The following is a 17,277-nucleotide window of genomic DNA, read 5'->3' as shown; positions in this document are numbered from 1 at the left end:
CCGACAAATGACTGCACTCGTAATTGCCGAACACGACAACGCCTCCATCAAGGGCGCCACGCTCAACACCGTGGCTGCCGCCACCCAATGTGGCGGTGAGGTGCACGTGCTCATCGCCGGCCACAACGCCGCTGCAGCAGCCGCCGCGGCCGCACAGATCGCGGGCGTGGCCAAGGTGATCCACGCCGACGCCCCGGGCTTCGAACACGGCCTGGCCGAGAACGTGGCAGCCCAGGTGCTGATCATCGCGGCGAACTACAGCCACATCCTGTTCCCCGCCACCGCCAGCGGCAAGAACGTGGCGCCCCGTGTGGCCGCCGCAATCGATGTGGCCCAGCTCTCCGACATCACCAAGGTCATCGCAGCCGACACCTTCGAGCGCCCGATCTACGCCGGCAACGCCATTGCCACGGTGCAGGGCCTGGACGCCACGCACGTGATCACCGTGCGCACCACGGGATTCGACCCCGCAGCGGCCACCGGTGGCAGCGCCACGGTGGAAACGGCAGCAGCAGCAGCCGCCGACGACGGTAAGTCCAAATTCATGGGCAGCGAGATCGCCAAGAGCGACCGCCCCGAGCTCACGGCGGCCAAGATCATCGTCTCCGGTGGCCGGGCACTCGGCAGCGCGGAGAAGTTCAACGAGGTGATGACGCCGCTGGCCGACAAGCTGGGCGCAGCACTCGGAGCGAGCCGCGCCGCGGTGGACGCGGGCTACGCACCGAACGACTGGCAGGTGGGCCAGACCGGCAAGATCGTGGCCCCGCAGCTCTACATTGCTGCGGGCATCTCGGGCGCGATCCAGCACCTGGCCGGCATGAAGGACTCCAAGGTCATCGTGGCGATCAACAAGGACCCCGAGGCCCCGATCTTCTCGGTGGCCGACTACGGCCTGGAGGCCGATCTGTTCGTGGCCGTGCCCCAGTTGATCAAAGTGGTCTGAAATTTACATCCTCTCTCTTTACGAACGACTCCACGGAAATACCCATGACAGAACGCGAACAGACACTCGAGCTTCTCATCGATGCCGCCCGCCGCTTCACGCGCGAGGTGCTTCTACCCGCCGAGACGGTGGTGGAGGAGACGCAGGAGATTCCCCCCCACGTGGTGAAGGGCCTGCGGGAACTCGGCCTCTTCGGCATGACCATCCCCGAGGAATACGGGGGCCTCGGCCTCAGCATGTTCGAGGAGGCAAGCCTCGTTTTCGAAATCGCCTACGCGCAGCCCGCCTTCCGCTCCTACTTCGGCACCACCAATGGCGTGGGCACGTTGGGCATCGTCAACGATGGTACCGAAGAGCAGAAGCGAAAGTACCTGCCCAAACTCGCGACCGGCGAGATGATGGCGTCCTTCTGTCTCACCGAACCCGACTCCGGCTCCGATTCCGCTGCTCTGATCACCAAAGCTGTGCGCGATGGCAATCACTACGTCATCAACGGCACCAAGCGCTTCATCACCAACGCCATCCATGCCGGCGTGTTCACCGTCTTCGCGCGCACGGCTCCGAAGGAGGTCGGTTCGAAGGGTATCTCCGCTTTTCTGGTCGATCGTGACACACCCGGCATCACTGTGGCCAAGCCGTACAAGAAGATGGGGTTCGCGGGCTCTCATGAGTCCGACGTGATCTTCGAGAACTGCCGTGTTCCTGCCAGCGCCTTGCTCGGCGCGGAAGGCACGGGATTTCGCAACGCGATGATGTCGCTGGACCACGCACGGCTGCACATGGCCGCAGTGGCCACCGGACTGTGCGAGCGCCTTCTTGACGAAGGAACGCGCTACGCGATGGAGCGCAAGCAGTTCGGCCAGCCCATTGCCAATTTCCAGATGATCCAGTCCATGCTGGCTGAGAGTCAAACCGAGCTGTTCGCTGCGCGCGCCATGGTCGAGAAGGCCTCGCGGGAGAAAGATGCTGGAAAGAAGACCACCAAGGAGGCCGCATGCTGCAAGTACTACGCGACCGAGGCGGCAGGCCGCATCGCCGACCGCATGCTGCAGGTGCACGGAGGCAATGGCTACATCAAGGAATACGCCATCGAGCGCCTTTACCGCGACGCGCGCCTGCTTCGCATCTACGAGGGAAGCAGCCAGATCATGCAGCTCATCATCGCGCGCGAACTGCTCCGCGAGCACGCCTAAGGATCACACGCAACACCAACAGGAGGGCGAATTCATGAGCACATGAAAGAAGCCCATAACCTTGATTCGCCGCGACAAGACCATAACCCTAGGAGACAAGACAATGACCCCGATTCGAACCGTGCTGGGCCTCACCCTTTCTGGCCTGTTTCTCGCCGTCCCTCTTGCGAGCTTTGCGCAGGACTACCCATCAAAGCCCATCCGTATGATCGTGCCATTCTCTGCAGGCGGGCCGACCGACGTACTGGCACGGTCCCTCGCCAAGAGCATGGGGGAAGTGCTCGGCCAGCCCATCATCGTGGACAACCGCCCAGGGGCCGGAGGCAGCATCGGCATCGACGGGGTGGCCAAGGCAGCACCCGACGGCTACACCATCGGAATGGCTCACACCGGCACGACCGCGATCAATCCACACCTCTACCCACGCCACCCCTACGATCCGCGCACCGATCTGACTCCGATCACTCCCATCGTTTCGTACACCAACGTGCTGGTCATCAACCCCAAGGTGCCAGCCAACACGCTGGCCGAGTTCATTGCATGGACCAAGCGTAGTGGTGTTTCGGCCAACTACGCATCGGGCGGCAACGGCGCAACCAACCACCTCTCCGGAGAGCTGCTCAAAGCGTTGACAGGCGCGAAGCTCGAGCACATTCCTTATAAGGGCAGTGCACCCGCCCTGGTGGACGTCATGGGCGGCAGCGTCTCGGCCATGTTCGATATCCCCATCACCTCGCTGCCTCAAATCCGTGCCGGCCATGTCAGGCCGCTTGCCGTGACCAGTGTCAAGCGCAGCAGTTATCTGCCCGACGTGCCCACCATGCGCGAGTCCGGTGTGCCAGGCTTCGACGAAGCGGGTAGCGACCTGTGGTTCGGTCTGGTGGCCCCTGCCAAACTCCCTCAACCCGTCGTCGACCGGCTGTATCAGGCCGCTCTCAAAGCGATGCAGACCCCAGAACTTCAGCAGGCCATTCGTGGCATGGCCTACGAGGCATGGACCTTGCCCCCCACCGAGTTCAAGTCCTTCATGAACATCGAGTATGACAAGTGGGGAAAGGTCGTCAAACTCTCCGGCGCGAAAGTCGATTGAAAATGAGCGGACCTCTTTCTGGCATTCGCGTTCTCGATCTGACGAGTGTGATCATGGGCCCATATGCCAGCCAGCAGTTGGCTGACTTGGGTGCCGATGTGATCAAGGTCGAACCGCCTGGCGGGGACGTGATGCGTCAAGCCGGCCCTATGCGAAATCCTGGCATGGGCCACTTCTACCTGACGACCAACCGCAACAAGCGCTCCATCGTTCTCGACCTCAAGAAGCCTTCAGGTCGCGACGCGCTGCTGCACATGGCAGCCAGCTCAGATGTGCTGCTCTACAACATCCGGCCGCAGGCTATGGCTCGCCTGGGCCTCGGGTACGAAGACCTGAAGAAGGTGTCTCCGAAGATCGTCTACGCTGGCGCCTACGGATTCAGTCAGCGTGGCCCCTACGCCGCAAAACCCGCCTACGACGATCTCATCCAAGGCATGTGCGGCATCCCTTGGCTTACGGGTCAGGCCACTGGAGAGACGCCCCGGTATGCCCCCATGGTATTGGTCGACCGCGTGGTCGGTCTGCAACTGTGCAACGCCATCACCGCTGCACTGTTCTATCGCGAGCGTTCCGGCATTGGACAGCGGATTGATGTGCCCATGTTTGAAGGCATGCTTTCCATAGTGCTTGGTGAGCACCTTGCCGGGCACCTCTATAGACCGTCGACGGGACCTTCCGGATATCAACGTAGTCTCGCACGTGATCGCCGACCCTACGAGACAAGCGATGGCCATATCTGCGTCCTGGTGTACAACGACAAGCATTGGCGTAGCTTCTTCGATGCCATTGGCAAGTCCGAGGTATTTGCGCAGGACGTGCGCTTCAGCAGCCAGGGCAAGCGCCTCGAGCACATTGACCACGTCTACGGCTTTCTCGGCGAAATCTTTCGAACACGAAGCACTGGGGAGTGGCTTGCGCTGCTGGAGCACGCAGATATTCCCGCAGCACGCATGTACAGCATTGACGACATCCTGGCCGACCCTCATCTTGCGGAAACCGGATACATCCAGCAGGTCACTCATCCAAGCGAAGGGGAAATGCTAGATGTAAGCATCCCTACCGAGTGGTCGCATTCAGTACCGGAAAAGAGGCACCATGCACCCAAATTGGGGGAGAACACGGTGGAACTGTTGCGCGAATTTGGCTATTCCGACGAACACATCCGAGCGTTGTTGTCTGAGGCAGCGGTTCAACAATGAGCCTATTGCTGTTAAATTTCACTGATCTCTGATCCAAGACTACAAACGGGCAAAGAACACTTGGTCGCGCCAGGAGGCGTCGAGGCCCACCCGCACGGGGTCGGCGTCTTTGCAAGCGCGAAACCATCCTCCCATCAATGTCGTCTTGCTGTAGCCGACCGGTGCAAAGATTGCCACGATCCAATCGTGCATTGACAAGGGCTCAATCGCCCGCCGCGCAACCGTGGTCATCGTCAGGTCAGAGCCCCCTCGACTACAGTCTGGGAGGACGACGCAGCGAAATGGGGTCAGCGAAATCTCGCATTGAGTTGAATCATTTGTTCAGACACGCTCAGAAGGCGCGCAAAGACGCTGTTTCACGCTTGAAGTCCGGCCGCCCGGAATCGCGGCAGCGTCACACCGCCACCGACGGGCTCGCAAACCAGCTCGACGGCCATGTCGAAGGTGACCACCGAAGGATCTGGACCGACGAAGGCGCTGATCATCCGCGGACCTTCTTCGAGTTCTACCAGCAGCACGGCATAGGGCGTGTCCTGTTTGAAGGCCGGCCCGGGCGCCCGGTGAACCACGCTGAACGAATGCACCTTGGCGCGACCGCTGGAGGCGCGGTGCTCAAGGCGCTCGCTACCGCACTCACGGCAGATCGCCTGTTGGTAGAGCTGCACGTGGTCGCACGCTGGGCAGTGCTGCAGCAGCAGCTTGCCCCCCTGAATGCCGCGCCAATAGATTTCCGAATCCGAATCCGGCATCGGCTGCGGCTTGAGGTGGGCGTCTTTTTGGTTGATCACAGCGTGGCCTCCGTTCCCAGGATGGTGGTGGCGTTGGTCGCAAAACCGGCACCCAGGCTGTGCACCAGGCCGAGTTCAGCGTCCGCGACCTGGCGCTCGCCGCAGTTTCCGCGCAGCTGGTTGACTACCTCGTAGAAATGAAACAGCGAGCCCGGCATGCCCGAGTGCGCGAACGACAGCAGGCCGCCATGGGTGTTGCAGGGGATGGCTCCGCCGTAGGTGATCTGCCCGTCCTCGACGAAGCGCCCACCCTCGCCCTTGGGGCAGAAACCGAGGTCCTCCAGCATCATGATCACCGTGCCGGTGAAGCAGTCATAGACGCCGGCCACGTCGATGTCCTTCGGCCTGCAGCCCGCCATGTCGTAGGCCCTGGCACTCGACTGCACCGCGCCCGTGGTGGTCAGCGAGGGCATCAGGAAGATGTGCTCGTGCGTGTAGCATTCGCCGCCGCCGAGGATGTAAATGGGCTTGGCAATTCCCAGCGCCCTGGCGCGCTTGGCCGACGTGACGATGAAGGCTGCTGCGCCGTCGGAGATGAGAGAGCAGTCGAGCTTGTGGTAAGGCGTTGTCACCCAGCCGGAATTCAGCACGTCATCGACGCTCAGCGGATCGGTCATCTGCGCCCCCGGCGTGCGGCGTGCGTGTTCGCGGTGGATCACCGCCACCTTGGCAAACTGCTCGGAGGTGGTGCCGAACTCTTTCATGTGCCGATGCGCGGTCATGGCGAAGGTGTTGGCCACGGGAATGCCGAAGGGCATTTCGTATTGCTGGTCCCGGCTTTCGGTCATCGAGCGCAGGGCAAGGTCGGGGGACAGACCGGTCAGCAGGCTGTCGCCCCCCACCACCAGCACCGTCTCGGCCAGGCCGCCGGCAATGGCGGCGGCGGCGATGTTGAACATGGTGGCCGCCGTGGCGCCGGAGACCTGCAGCGTGTTGGAAAACGTTGGCTGGATGCCCAGGTATTCACTGAAAGCCACGCTGAAGCGGTGGAACGGCGAGGCAAAGGCGGAGCTTGAGAGCACGCCATCGACCTCGTGCTTGCCGATGCCGGCCTCGGCCAGCGCCTTGCCCGCTGCGTCGGCGGCCAGCGCGAGCGCGCTCTTGCCCGGCACGCGGCCGACGGCGGAAATGCCCGCACCGATGATCGCGGTTTTACCGCGAAGCGTATGCGACGAGGGTGCGGATTTGATGTTTGCCATAACTGGGTTCGTGGGTCGGAGTGGGCTCAGGCAGCCGCGGGGCGCAGGTGCTTGCGCAGTTCTGCCTTCAGGATTTTTCCTACCGGGTTGCGCGGGATGGCGTCAAGGTACTCGATGCGCTCGGGCAGCTTGTAAGCCGCCACGCCGATCTGCTTCAGGTGGCCGACGATATCCTCCAGCGCCGGCGGCTGGGCCTTGTCCTTCGGAACGACGAAGATACAGGTCTTCTCGCCCATGATCTCGTCGGGCACCGCCACCGCCGCCACCTCCTGCACGCCGGGATGGGTGAGAACCAGGTTCTCGACCTCGGCTGCGCTAACGTTGAAGCCACCGCGAATGATGATGTCTTTCTTGCGGTCAAAGAAACCGATGTGGTGAACGTCCCGCACGATGAAAAAGTCACCTGTGCGGCAAAAGCCGTCTGGGGTGAACGTGCTTATCTCCAGGTCCGGCCGCTGGTAATAGCCAGCAAACACATTGGGTCCGCGGTAGACCAGCTCGCCCACCTGGCCGGGCTGCGTGCATTCTGCACCGCTCTCATCGAGCAGCTTCATCTCTACACCCTGGATGTCCGAGGGCCACTCGACGCCCGGGCGACCCCACCACGGAAAGTGATCTGCCCGCTTGGCGAAATCGGGCACGTCTCGCGCCCCTGCAAACACCGCGGTGCCTTCGGTCTGTCCCCAGGCGTGCAGGATTTCGATGTTCCAGCGCCGCTTGAACTCCTCCATGCTCCAGCGCGAGGGTTGCGCCGAACCCGAGGCGATGCAGCGCACGCTGGAGAAGTCAAGCTGATCGACGTTGGGCAACTTGAGGATCATGTTCAGCAGGGCAGGCACCAGCAGGGTGAAATGCACCTGGTCATGCATCAACTGCTTGAGAAGCAGCGGCATGTTCAGCGGGTGATGCAAGAGCGTCGTGCCCCCGATGGCCAGCGAAGCCAGCCAGGTTGCCACACCGGTCATGTTGACCACCGGCGCGGTCGCCAGCACCCGGTCCCCTTCGTGCAGCCCGGCCGTCAGCGGGATCAGGTTCATCTGAAAGAGCCAGTTGTTGTGAGACATCGGGCAGCCCTTGGAAAGGGCTTCGGTGCCGGACGACCAGCATAGGCTGAAAATGTCGTTGGCGTCGACACCGATGGCGTCGAGCCTGGCCACGTCGGCCGCACCACGCGCCATCTCGGCAATACGCTCGATCGGCAGCGCGACAAATCCGGTCTTCTCGGCGATGGCGAGTTGATCGGCACCCTTGAAATCGCGCATCCCGAAGAAGAAGCGCGCCTCGGTGAGTTTCTTGACATTCTGGAACTCGTTGTCGCGCCACTGAATCGGCATCGGCGAGAGCACGCCGCCGGCGCGGCTGACCGCAAGAAACATGGCAACCAGTTCCCATACGTTGGGCAGTTGCACGACGACGATTTCATCCTTGCGCAAACCCATGTCCAGCAGCCCGGTCGCGATGGCGTCGACGGCCGCGGCGAACTCCCGATAGCTCAGGTTCTGTGCTGCTGTTCCGGTCAGATCAGGCCGATCAGCCGGGTCGACCACGGCGGGCCGCTCCGGCGCCTTGGCCGCCGTCTCGCGCAGCAAATCGAGCAGGGTGCGCCGGCCCCAGTGGCCGCTTTCGGTGTAACGCTTCAAGGTCTCAGCAGTGTGCAGAATCATCGCTCGGCTCCTTTGGGTGTGCTTGTCGGAATGAATCAAAGGTTCAATCGCTGGCGCGTGAGCTCAGCGAGCCGCGTCGAAACCATGGAAGCTGGAAAACGTCTCCACATCGGTTCGTTCGGTGATGAAGGCGTTCTCCGGGGCCGACAGGTCCTCGTGTCCCAGGGCGATGCCGCAAGCGAGGATTTCGTGGTCGCTGATAGGCAGTTGGGCACGCGCCACTTTGTGGTACCAAGCAAGCGCCGCCTGCGCACAGGTGTGCAGGCCCTGTGCGCGGGCGGCCACCAGAATGTTCTGGATGAACATGCCCAGATCCATGAAGCTGCCGGTGTTCAGGCGGCGATCGAGCGTGACGAGCAGGCCCACCGGCGCGTCGAAGAACAGGTAGTTGCGCAGCATCTGATGCGCGCGCGCCGCCGCATCGTCGCGGGCGATGCCCAGGCTGGCATATAGGCCAAAGCCGCAGCGCCGCCGACGATCCAGGTAGGGCTCGACCCAGGTGGTGGGGTAGTAGGCGTATTCAGGCTGGTGGCGGTCTGGCTCGTGCGTGGCCGCCTCAATGAAGGCATCGCACAGACGCTGCCGGGACTCGCCCGCCACCGCATATACCTTCCACGGCTGCACGTTGTTGCCACTCGGGGCTCGCGCCGCCACGTTCAAAATGTGCTGCACAACCGAGGAAGGAACGGACGTGGGTAGAAACCGCCTGACCGATTTTCGACTGCGAATCGCTTCATCAACATGCACGGACGGACTGCCTTTCTGACTGCGTAGAGCTACGGAGAAGAAACGACGCGGTGAGACCAGCACCGCTGGACTCCCATACTACGTTCGGATAGGATGGCAGCATGAATTCTACCAAACAACCGTTTGAATGGAGGCCCGCTCCTGAACTGATGGCGCGGTCCAACCTGACCGCCTTCTTGCACAAAGTGGGCGAATCGAGCTTCGAGAACCTGAGCGCTCGCGCCGATGCCGATCCGGCCTGGTTGATGCAAGAGGTGTTCGAGTTTTGCGACATGCGCTTCTATCAACCTTACACGCAGATGCTTGACACCTCGCGCGGCATCGAGTGGGCGCGCTGGTGTGTCGGCGGTACCACCAACATCGTGCTGAACTGCCTGGACCGGCACCGCGGAACGCCGGTGTGGGACCAGCCTTTCCTGGTGTGGGAGGGCGAAGACCCGAAAAACCGCAAGTCCTTGAGTTACCGCGAGTTTGATGCCGAGGTTTGCCGCCTGGCCGGAGCGTTGCAGTCGCTGGGCATTGCTCGGGGCGACAGGGTCGGCCTGTACATGCCCAACCTGCCGGAGACCTTTGTCGCGTTCTTTGCGGTCCTGAAGATCGGCGCCGTGTTGATGCCCTTGTTTTCGGGCTTCGGGCCGCAACCCATTGTCGCCCGTTTGAACGACGGACAAGCCAAGGCGGTGCTGACGGTGGATGGCACCTGGAGACGCGGCACCCCCGGCGTCATGAAGTCGGTGCTGGACGAAGCCCTGCGCGAGGTACCCAGCGTGCAGCACGTGGTGGTGCTGCGCCACCTGGGTGAAGCGTCCCCATGCCCGATGACGCCGGAACGCGACCACGACTGGGCCAGCCTGATCGCCGCCCAACCCCGTGACATGCCGACCGCCGAGATGGCCGCCGAGGCACCCGCCGTATTGCTCTACACCTCGGGCACCACCGGCAAGCCCAAGGGCTGCATCTGGACCCACGTGAGTTTCCTGGGCTCGATGGTCACGCGCGACATGCACATCTGCGCCGATTTCAAGCAGAGCGACCGCTTCTTCTTCATGAGCGACATGGGCTGGATGGTGGGTGCCATGTGCGCCTGCATCCCGAGCTATTTCGGCGGCAGCCTGCTGGTGGCCGAAGGCACGCCCGACTACCCCGACACAGGACGCTTCTGGCGTCTGGTGCAGGATCACAAAGTCACCTATCTGGGTGTCGCGCCCACGCTGATCCGCAGCCTGATGCGCTACGGCGACACAGAGGTCGAAAGCTACGACTTGTCTGCATTGCGCATCACCTGCTCCGGTGGCGAGGCATGGACCGAGGCGCCCTGGCGCTGGTTCTTCAAGCACATCTGCAAAGAGCGTCTGCCGTTCCTCAACATTGTCGGCGGCACCGAGGTGGGCGGCTGCAACTTCACCGGCACCCTGCACCACCCCTTGCGACCAGGCTCGTTCGGCGCGCGCGGGCTTGGCGCCGGGGTCGACATCGTGAACGACAACGGTCAGCCGGTCGGCGCGGGCCAGGTCGGCGAGTTGGTGCTGCGCAACCCCAACATCGGCTTCACCAAGAGCCTGTGGCGCGACGACGAGCGCTACCTCGACAGCTACTGGCGCACGCTGCCCGGCGTCTGGGTGCATGGCGACTTTGCGATGCACGATGCGGACGGCTTGTTCTACATCCTCGGCCGCAGCGACGACACGATCAAGGTCTCAGGCAAGCGCACCGGCCCGTCGGAGATTGAAACCCTGCTCACCGGCACCGGCAAGGTGTCAGAGGCGGCGGTGATCGGCGTGCCCGACGAGATCAAGGGCTCGGCCATCGTCTGCGTCTGCGTGCCCATGCCCGGCGTGGCGGCGGACGCGGCGCTGCAAGCTGAACTGTCTCAAGCGGTTGTCCATGGCATGGGCGCCTCCTACCGACCCAGACAGGTGCTGCTGGTCAGCGACCTGCCCAAAACACGCAACATGAAAATCATGCGTCGCGTCGTGCGGGCCGTGTACCGGGGCGACGGTCCGGGCGACCTGTCCTCGCTGGTCAACCCGGAGGCGGTGACCGAGCTGCAGGGCAAGCTGGCAGGGTAGTGGCTGGGCTGGCGAGGCCGCTCGCCCGCTAAACCGACCGTACAAAATCGGCAATAGACGCGTCTGAAGCCAGCACGCTATTGCCGATCAATGCGTTCCAGTGCGCTTCCGAGCCATGGGCAATGCGCCATTCATGCAAACGCCGGGTCAGCAATTGCAGATCGTATTCTTCGGCAATGCCAATGGCACCGTGCAGCGCGTGGGCAATGGAGGCAACCAGCACCGCCGCCTCGCTGGTGCGGGATTTGGCCATGGCAGCGGCGAGCAAGGAGGGCGTGGTCGTGTCGGTACGGAACGCTGCTTCGGCGGCTATCGAGGCAGCAGCCACATGTTCGGCCATGACGCTCAACTGGTGCTGCACCGCCTGGAACTTGCCCAGGGTTTTGCCGAACTGGATGCGGTCATTGCAGAATTGGAGTGTCATTTCGAAGACCCGTGTCATGGCCCCGCTGAGCAGGGCGGCGTGCAAGGCCGCGGCGAATGTCGGCAGCAGTGGGCCAGCGCCGGGCACGTGCGTCGCGATGCGCTCATCGGGCCAGCGCAGGTTGGCGGCAAGGCTCCCATGCACGCCGCTTGCTTCACGCTGCGCCGCTGCGCAAGGCAGCAGCAACAAGGCATCACCATCTTGGGCCAGCACGAAATCGGCCACCCGGCCGTAAGGTGTGAATGAGCACACGATGGCGCCATCGGCCTCGCGCCGCAACGCAGCGCCCAGCGTAATCATGCCGTTGGGCATCGCAAACTGCGACCCCAGCAGCGCTCGCGCCACAATCGTCTGAGCCACCGGCACCGGCACCGTGTAGCGGCCGAAGCTGCACAGTATCGGGAACAGATCGGCCAGCGGGAGGCCGGCACCGCCAGCGTCCTCGGACGCCAGCAGTTCGAGGAAGCCGGCGCCTTGCAGCGCCTGCCACAGCGCAGCGGTCGAGCCGCCCGCCTCAATCGCGCGCACCACGGCGGGCGTGCACTGATCCTCGAGGATATCTTCAATCGCTTGTGCAAACATGGAATGCTCTCGTTTTCAACGCAGGCCCAGACCGCGCGCGATCATGCCGCGCAGGATCTCGCGCGTGCCGCCGCGCAGGGAATAGGTGGGCGCAATCTGGCTTACATAAGCCACGGCGCGGTACAACTCGGCATCGACCAGGGCGTCCGGGTCCATAGCGATGGCGGCTCCGATCACGGCGGGAATGCTCTGCTCGAATTCGGTGCCTATATCCTTTACCAAGGCCGCTTCGACCAACGGGCTTTCCCCGTTGTCGAGCTTGGCCGTGACGGCGATCGACATGTTGCGCAGCGTGGCCAGGTGCGTGGCGAAACGCCCGATGGTGGCGGCATGGGCCGAGACCGCCGGTGTACTGCGCAGGCAGGTGATCCAGTGCTCCAGCAGCACGATGCTGGAGTACACCCGCTCCGGGCCGCTGCGCTCGAAGGCCAGTTCGGCATTGACTTGCGCCCAGCCGCTGCCTTCATTGCCGATCAGCGCGTCGTCGGCCAGTAGCACGTTGTCGAAAAACACTTCTGAGAAATGCGCGTCCCCCGTTAGATCCCGGATCGGGCGCACCGTCACGCCGGGCAATGCCAAGTCGACAATGAACTGCGACAGGCCCTTTTGCCGATCCTGCGACTCGCCCGACGAGCGCACCAGCGCGATCATGTAGTGGCAGTGCTGCGCATTGGTGGTCCATATCTTGTGGCCGTTCAAACGCCAGCCACCTTCGCAGCGGCTGGCCCGTGTGCCAACGCTGGCGAGGTCGGAGCCGGCATTGGGCTCGCTCATGCCGATACAAAAGAAGGCCTCGGCGGCACAAATTTTGGGCAGATAGAACTGGCGTTGCGCCTCGGTTCCGAACTTGAGGATCTGGGGCCCGCTCTGGCGGTCGGCGATCCAGTGTGCGGAAACCGGGGCACCGGCGGCCAGCAGTTCTTCCACCAGCACGAAGCGCGAGAAGGCGTCCAGGCTGGCGCCACCGTATTGCGCTGGCAAGGTCACGCCGACCCAGCCCCGTGCGGCCAGCTTCTTGCTGAAAGCGGCATTGAAACCCATCCATGAACGGGCCCGGATGTCGGCGGGCATTGGCTCAAAGCTGGATTGGAGAAAGGCCTTTACCTCGGCGCGAAATGAATTCGTCCCGGCGGGCAGGGCGGCGAACCGGAAAGCGGACAGCAGGTTGTTCAAGAAATTTTCCTCCGAGGGGTTCATTCACCGCCGAGTTGAGGCGCCGCCCCAGGCGATACATCAGATCGGGCTGCGTTCCACCAGCTGGGCGGAAATGATCAAGCGCTGCAATTCGTTGGTGCCTTCGCCAATGCACAGCAGAGGCGCGTCTCGGTAGTAGCGCTCGACGTTCATTTCCTTCGAGTAGCCATAAGCCCCGTGGATGCGCAAGGCCTCCATCGAGTTCTCGACCGCCGCCTCGCTGGCGAACAGCTTGGCCATGCCGGCTTCCATGTCGCAACGCTGGCCAGCGTCATAAGCCCGCGCGGCCTGTTCAACCAGCAGACGCGCCGCCTCCGCCCGAGTGGCCATGTCGGCCAGCTTGAGCTGGATCGCCTGGTGTTCGCAGATCGGCTTGCCGAAGGTGCGACGCAGTTGGGCATAGGCTACCGACTCCTCCAGGCAGGCGCGCGCCACACCCACGCCGCGCGCAGCCACATTGATGCGCCCAAGTTCCAGTCCGCCCATCACGTGCTTGAAACCCTGTCCTTCCACGCCACCGACCAAGTTGGCGGCCGACACGCGAAAGTTGTCGAACACCAGCTCGGCGCTGTCGATGCCTTTGTAGCCGAGCTTTTCGAGCTTGCGAGTGGACGTGAAGCCGGGGCCTTTTTCGCAGATGAACAGGCTCATGCCGCGATGGCGCGGTTGCGCTGCGGGGTCGGTCTTGACCAGCACGGCAAAGGCCTGGCCATGGACGCCGTTGGAGATCCAGGTCTTGGTGCCGTTGATGACGTAGTGGCAGCCGTCACGGCGCGCCACCGTGCGCACCGCCTGCAAGTCGGTGCCGCAGTCGGGCTCGGTCAGCGCCAGCCCGCCGCGCAGTTCGCCGCTGGCAAAGCGCGGCAGGAAACGCTGGCGCTGCGCCTCGGTGCCGTTGCGCTGCACGCAGGCGGCCATGATGAGGTGCGAGTTGATGATGCCCGAAACCGACATCCATACCCGCGCGATGCGCTCCACGACCTTGGCATAGGTGCTGGCCGACAGGCCGAGGCCGCCATATTCCTCGCGGATGATGCAGCCGAACAGGCCCATCTCGCGCATGCCGGCCACAATGTCGGCCGGCCATTCGTCGGCGTGCTCGAGCCGCTGCGCCACCGGCTTGATCTCGCGGTCGACAAAGCGCTCGACGGCGTCGAGCACCAGAGTTTCTTTTTCCGCATCAAAGGCGATGGGCGGGCTGGTAGTCATTAAAGGGATCCGGAGGTGTTGGAATGGGTCAGGGTATGCGCCAGAGTGGCGGCGTCTTCGGCGCGATCGGCCGACAGCAGCGCATCGCGCAGGCGCAGCGCCTGATCGCGCGGCAATGCCAGTAGTGCATTGCCCATGAATTTGGCCTCGATGTCAGCGGCCGTGATCGGCCGGCCCGGTGCGCCGCGGTGCGCTGACTCGCGCCAGCGCAGCTCGCGCCCGTCGTTCGTGCGCACGTGCAGTTCGCCGGAAAAGAAGGTGGGGTAATCGGCATCGGGGTCGGCCGCGTGTTCGATGCGGTCAGCCAGCGCCTGCACCTGCGGGTCGCTCAGGTTGGCGGCATCCAGTTCGGCCAGCCCCAGCTCGCCGCGCAGCAGGGCCAGCGCGACCAGGTGGTGAATGCTGAACTGCGATTCATAGACGTTGGCCGGTCGTCGCTTGGCCGCCACCGGCTCGCACACCACCGGGTGCACCCCTGGCGGCAGCAGCACCTGCACCGATGCCACCTCCTCGGCACGCAGCCCCGTCGCCCGCAGCGCCAGCGCGGCATCGATGCTGGCGTGCGTGAAGTGGCAGGTTGGGTACAGCTTTACCGCCACTTCGAGCAGCTCCCAGCGCTCGCCCAAGCCGCGCGTGCACAACGACAAATCGGCCAACAAGCCGCGCGCGGCCAAGTGACTGGCGTACAGACCAAAGCGCCCTTCATAAGGCTGTGAAGGCCCCCGAAAACCGGCACCGGCCAGCGCCGTGGCGGTCAGCCCGCTGACACCGGCCCAGCCCGGGTGCATGCGCTTGGTCCAGGCGCCGTCGCTCAGAAATTCCATGCTACCGGATGCCATCGACAGCACCACGCCTTGCGCATGCTCCAAGCCCACCTGATCCAGCCCCATCAGCTTGCCGGCCGCCAGCGCGCACCCAAAAGCTCCCACCAGGCCGGTCGAATGAAAGCCAACGTCGTGGAAGCCGCCCCCGGCCGCCGCACCCAGACGGGCAGCAACCTCAATCGCGAGCACATAGGCCGTGATCATCTCGGGCCCCGTGGCATGCCGTTGCGCTGCCAGACCCAGCGCCAACGGAAAGGCGCTGGCACTGGGGTGTGTGATCGCGCCGGGGTGGGTGTCGTCGAAGTCCAGCCCGTGGACCAGGATGCCATTCATCAGCACCGCATCGCGCAGCGGCAGGGGTGCAAAGGCGCCCATGACGGCGCTGTCACCCGCGCCACCCAGGGCGCGCAAGCCGCGGTAAGCGCAGTGCGCGAAGTCGTGCTGAGACGAGGCCAGGGCGATGCCCAGAGCGTCGAGCATCAGCAGCTTGGCCTGTTCCACCACGACTGCGGGCAACATGCCAGGCTTGAGACCGTGTGCAAAGGCGGCCAACTGGGTGGCAATGTTGTCGGTCGCGGGGTCTGTCGTGTCGGTTGGCACAGGGATTTTCCTTCTTTCTTGATGCGATCAAACGGCCGGGCCGGCGTCCAGCATGGCCAATGAAAGGGTGTACTGCTCTTGCAACTCGCTGACCCCATTGACGCTGCCCCCGACTGGCCGCAGCAAGCCGTCGCGCAGGCCGTAAACCAGCCCGTGCACCTCGACTTGCTGCCCGCGCTCCCAGGCGCGGCGCAGGGTGGTGGTGCGACACACGTTGCTGACCTGCTCAATCACGTTCATCTCGCAAAGCCGCGCCGCGCGCTCGTCAACGCCGGAAATGCCGTCGAGCCGATCAATGTGTTTCCGCGCCACGTCCTCCAGATGGCGCAGCCAGTTCTCGGCCAGACCGGTGCGGCGCTGTTCTATCACCGCCTGCACGCCGCCGCAGCCGTAGTGACCCACCACGAGAACATGCTCGACTTTCAACACCTCGACCGCATACTGCAGCACCGTCAGGCAGTTCAGGTCGGAGTGCACTACCAGGTTGCCGACGTTGCGGTGCACGAACACCTCGCCAGGCCGCAGCCCCAGGATTTCGTTGGCCGGTACCCGGCTGTCGGAACAGCCGATCCACAGGTAGCGCGGCATCTGCTGGTGCGCCAGTCGCTCGAAGTACTGCGGATCTTCCGCAGCGCAGCGCGCCGACCAGGCACGGTTGTTCTCCAAAAGAGGGGCCAGGCTGGAGATGGCATCTCCCCGCAGCGACATCAGCACCCCTTCCAAACCGGCTTGCGCTTCTCGGCGAAGGCACGCGGACCCTCCTGCGCGTCCTCGCTGGCGTAGGCGGTGCGATAAATGTTGTGCGCCAGCGCCATGCCGGCCTCACAACCGGCGCTCATCGCCGTCATGATCGATTCCTTGCCCGCCATCACCGACAGCGGAGCGTTGTCGCGGATGCGTTCGGCCAGCGCGGTGGCCCGAGCGCGCACCGCATCAGGCGTGTCTTCCAGGTAATTGATGAAACCCAGCCCATGGAAGGTTTCGATCGGATACAGGTCGCCGGTCAGCACCATCTCCATCAGCAGCGGCTGCGGCAGCATCCACAGGAGGGGAATGGCCCAGGGGCTGCCGCGCCCGGCGATACGGGTTTCTGTGATGCCGACCTGCGTGCCCTTGAGGCCTACGCGCAAATCCGAGTTCAGGCTCAGCATCATGCCGCCGGCAATCAGGTGCCCGGTCATGGCCGCGATGATGGGCTTGGCCACACGGCGCTGGCGACCGTGAAACGGGTCCCTCATCTTGGTCAGGATGTCCACGCCCTCGTCCTTCTTGACACGAGAAGCCTCGCGCAGGTCGAGCCCGGCGCAGAAAGTGCCGCAGTCGGCAGAAGTCAGGATGGCCACGTGCACATTTTTATCGGCATCGACTTCGCACCACAGATCGTGCAGCCGATTGGCAGCGGCCGGTGACAGCGCGTTACGCATCTCGGGGCGGTTGATCTTGACGGTGGCGATACCATCGCGCACGTGATACAAAACGGTTTCTGCTTCACTCATGTTTATCTCCAGGTTAAAAGATGGCTTGGCTTTCGCATGCGGCCGCTGGTTTTTGT

General features: G+C 63.6%; 16 protein-coding genes. 5 read left to right on the top strand and 11 right to left on the bottom strand.

Annotated features, from left to right (window positions below):
- The first annotated feature begins 7 nt into the window (after positions 1-7).
- The 4 genes from CAP37_RS14490 to CAP37_RS14475 all read left to right on the top strand — a co-directional run bounded on the left by CAP37_RS14490 (position 8) and on the right by CAP37_RS14475 (position 4,425).
- The gene (locus CAP37_RS14490; protein WP_086124724.1) at positions 8-943 is read left to right on the top strand and encodes an electron transfer flavoprotein subunit alpha/FixB family protein; all 936 of its coding nucleotides are present in this window, start codon (positions 8-10) and stop codon (positions 941-943) included.
- Positions 944-987: 44 nt separating this feature from the next.
- Positions 988-2,136, top strand: coding sequence for an acyl-CoA dehydrogenase family protein (locus CAP37_RS14485; protein WP_056278394.1), 1,149 nt, complete (start codon positions 988-990; stop codon positions 2,134-2,136).
- 61 nt (positions 2,137-2,197) lie between these two features.
- Positions 2,198-3,226: a tripartite tricarboxylate transporter substrate binding protein gene (locus CAP37_RS14480; RefSeq protein WP_143435943.1), complete on the top strand. Its 1,029-nt coding sequence runs from the start codon at positions 2,198-2,200 to the stop codon at positions 3,224-3,226.
- A 2-nt stretch (positions 3,227-3,228) separates the two neighbouring features.
- Complete coding sequence (locus CAP37_RS14475) at positions 3,229-4,425, top strand: CaiB/BaiF CoA-transferase family protein (protein ID WP_056278389.1); 1,197 nt, start codon at positions 3,229-3,231, stop codon at positions 4,423-4,425.
- Positions 4,426-4,464: 39 nt separating this feature from the next.
- Here CAP37_RS14475 and CAP37_RS21740 read toward each other — a convergent pair whose 3' ends face one another.
- From CAP37_RS21740 to CAP37_RS14455, 5 genes are all read right to left on the bottom strand, one after another.
- On the bottom strand, positions 4,465-4,656 hold the full coding sequence (locus tag CAP37_RS21740) for a hypothetical protein (protein ID WP_179190211.1): 192 nt from the start codon (positions 4,654-4,656) through the stop codon (positions 4,465-4,467).
- Positions 4,657-4,781: 125 nt separating this feature from the next.
- The gene (locus CAP37_RS14470; RefSeq protein ID WP_082586009.1) at positions 4,782-5,213 is read right to left on the bottom strand and encodes a Zn-ribbon domain-containing OB-fold protein; all 432 of its coding nucleotides are present in this window, start codon (positions 5,211-5,213) and stop codon (positions 4,782-4,784) included.
- Positions 5,210-6,412, bottom strand: a complete 1,203-nt coding sequence (locus tag CAP37_RS14465) for a thiolase (protein ID WP_056278386.1) — start codon at positions 6,410-6,412, stop codon at positions 5,210-5,212. The genes CAP37_RS14470 and CAP37_RS14465 overlap by 4 nt, the downstream gene beginning before the upstream one ends.
- 26 nt (positions 6,413-6,438) lie before the next feature.
- Complete coding sequence (locus CAP37_RS14460) at positions 6,439-8,076, bottom strand: class I adenylate-forming enzyme family protein (RefSeq protein ID WP_086124722.1); 1,638 nt, start codon at positions 8,074-8,076, stop codon at positions 6,439-6,441.
- A gap of 63 nt (positions 8,077-8,139) precedes the next feature.
- A complete protein-coding gene (locus CAP37_RS14455) occupies positions 8,140-8,823 on the bottom strand; it encodes a nitroreductase (RefSeq protein WP_056278382.1) in 684 nt (227 codons plus the stop codon).
- A 101-nt stretch (positions 8,824-8,924) separates the two neighbouring features.
- Here CAP37_RS14455 and CAP37_RS14450 point away from each other — a divergent pair, with 101 nt between their 5' ends.
- Entirely contained in the window at positions 8,925-10,892 is a 1,968-nt protein-coding gene (locus tag CAP37_RS14450) for an AMP-binding protein (protein WP_056278379.1), read from the top strand.
- A gap of 28 nt (positions 10,893-10,920) precedes the next feature.
- On the opposite strand, the gene CAP37_RS14445 is transcribed toward CAP37_RS14450, so the two are convergent.
- From CAP37_RS14445 to CAP37_RS14420, 6 genes are read right to left on the bottom strand one after another with little or no spacing between them, the layout of a single operon-like run.
- The gene (locus tag CAP37_RS14445) at positions 10,921-11,898 is read right to left on the bottom strand and encodes an acyl-CoA dehydrogenase (RefSeq protein ID WP_056278375.1); all 978 of its coding nucleotides are present in this window, start codon (positions 11,896-11,898) and stop codon (positions 10,921-10,923) included.
- A gap of 15 nt (positions 11,899-11,913) precedes the next feature.
- The gene (locus tag CAP37_RS14440; RefSeq protein WP_086124721.1) at positions 11,914-13,071 is read right to left on the bottom strand and encodes an acyl-CoA dehydrogenase family protein; all 1,158 of its coding nucleotides are present in this window, start codon (positions 13,069-13,071) and stop codon (positions 11,914-11,916) included.
- Between the two features lie 60 nt (positions 13,072-13,131).
- Positions 13,132-14,301 (bottom strand): acyl-CoA dehydrogenase family protein, encoded by a 1,170-nt coding sequence (locus CAP37_RS14435; RefSeq protein WP_086124720.1) that lies wholly within the window; start codon positions 14,299-14,301, stop codon positions 13,132-13,134.
- Positions 14,301-15,725 carry an MmgE/PrpD family protein gene (locus CAP37_RS14430; protein ID WP_086124719.1) on the bottom strand — a complete coding sequence of 475 codons (1,425 nt, stop codon included), beginning with the start codon at positions 15,723-15,725 and terminating at the stop codon, positions 14,301-14,303. Before CAP37_RS14430 ends, CAP37_RS14435 begins: the two co-directional genes overlap by 1 nt.
- 27 nt (positions 15,726-15,752) lie before the next feature.
- Positions 15,753-16,433, bottom strand: coding sequence for a carbonate dehydratase (can, locus tag CAP37_RS14425; protein ID WP_200959413.1), 681 nt, complete (start codon positions 16,431-16,433; stop codon positions 15,753-15,755).
- A complete protein-coding gene (locus CAP37_RS14420; RefSeq protein ID WP_086124718.1) occupies positions 16,433-17,221 on the bottom strand; it encodes an enoyl-CoA hydratase/isomerase family protein in 789 nt (262 codons plus the stop codon). The genes can and CAP37_RS14420 overlap by 1 nt, the downstream gene beginning before the upstream one ends.
- Positions 17,222-17,277: the final 56 nt, after the last annotated feature.

Source organism: Hydrogenophaga sp. IBVHS1, from assembly GCF_002127265.1.
GTDB lineage: Bacteria > Pseudomonadota > Gammaproteobacteria > Burkholderiales > Burkholderiaceae_C > Hydrogenophaga.
This window is presented reverse-complemented; position numbering and strand designations above follow the sequence as displayed.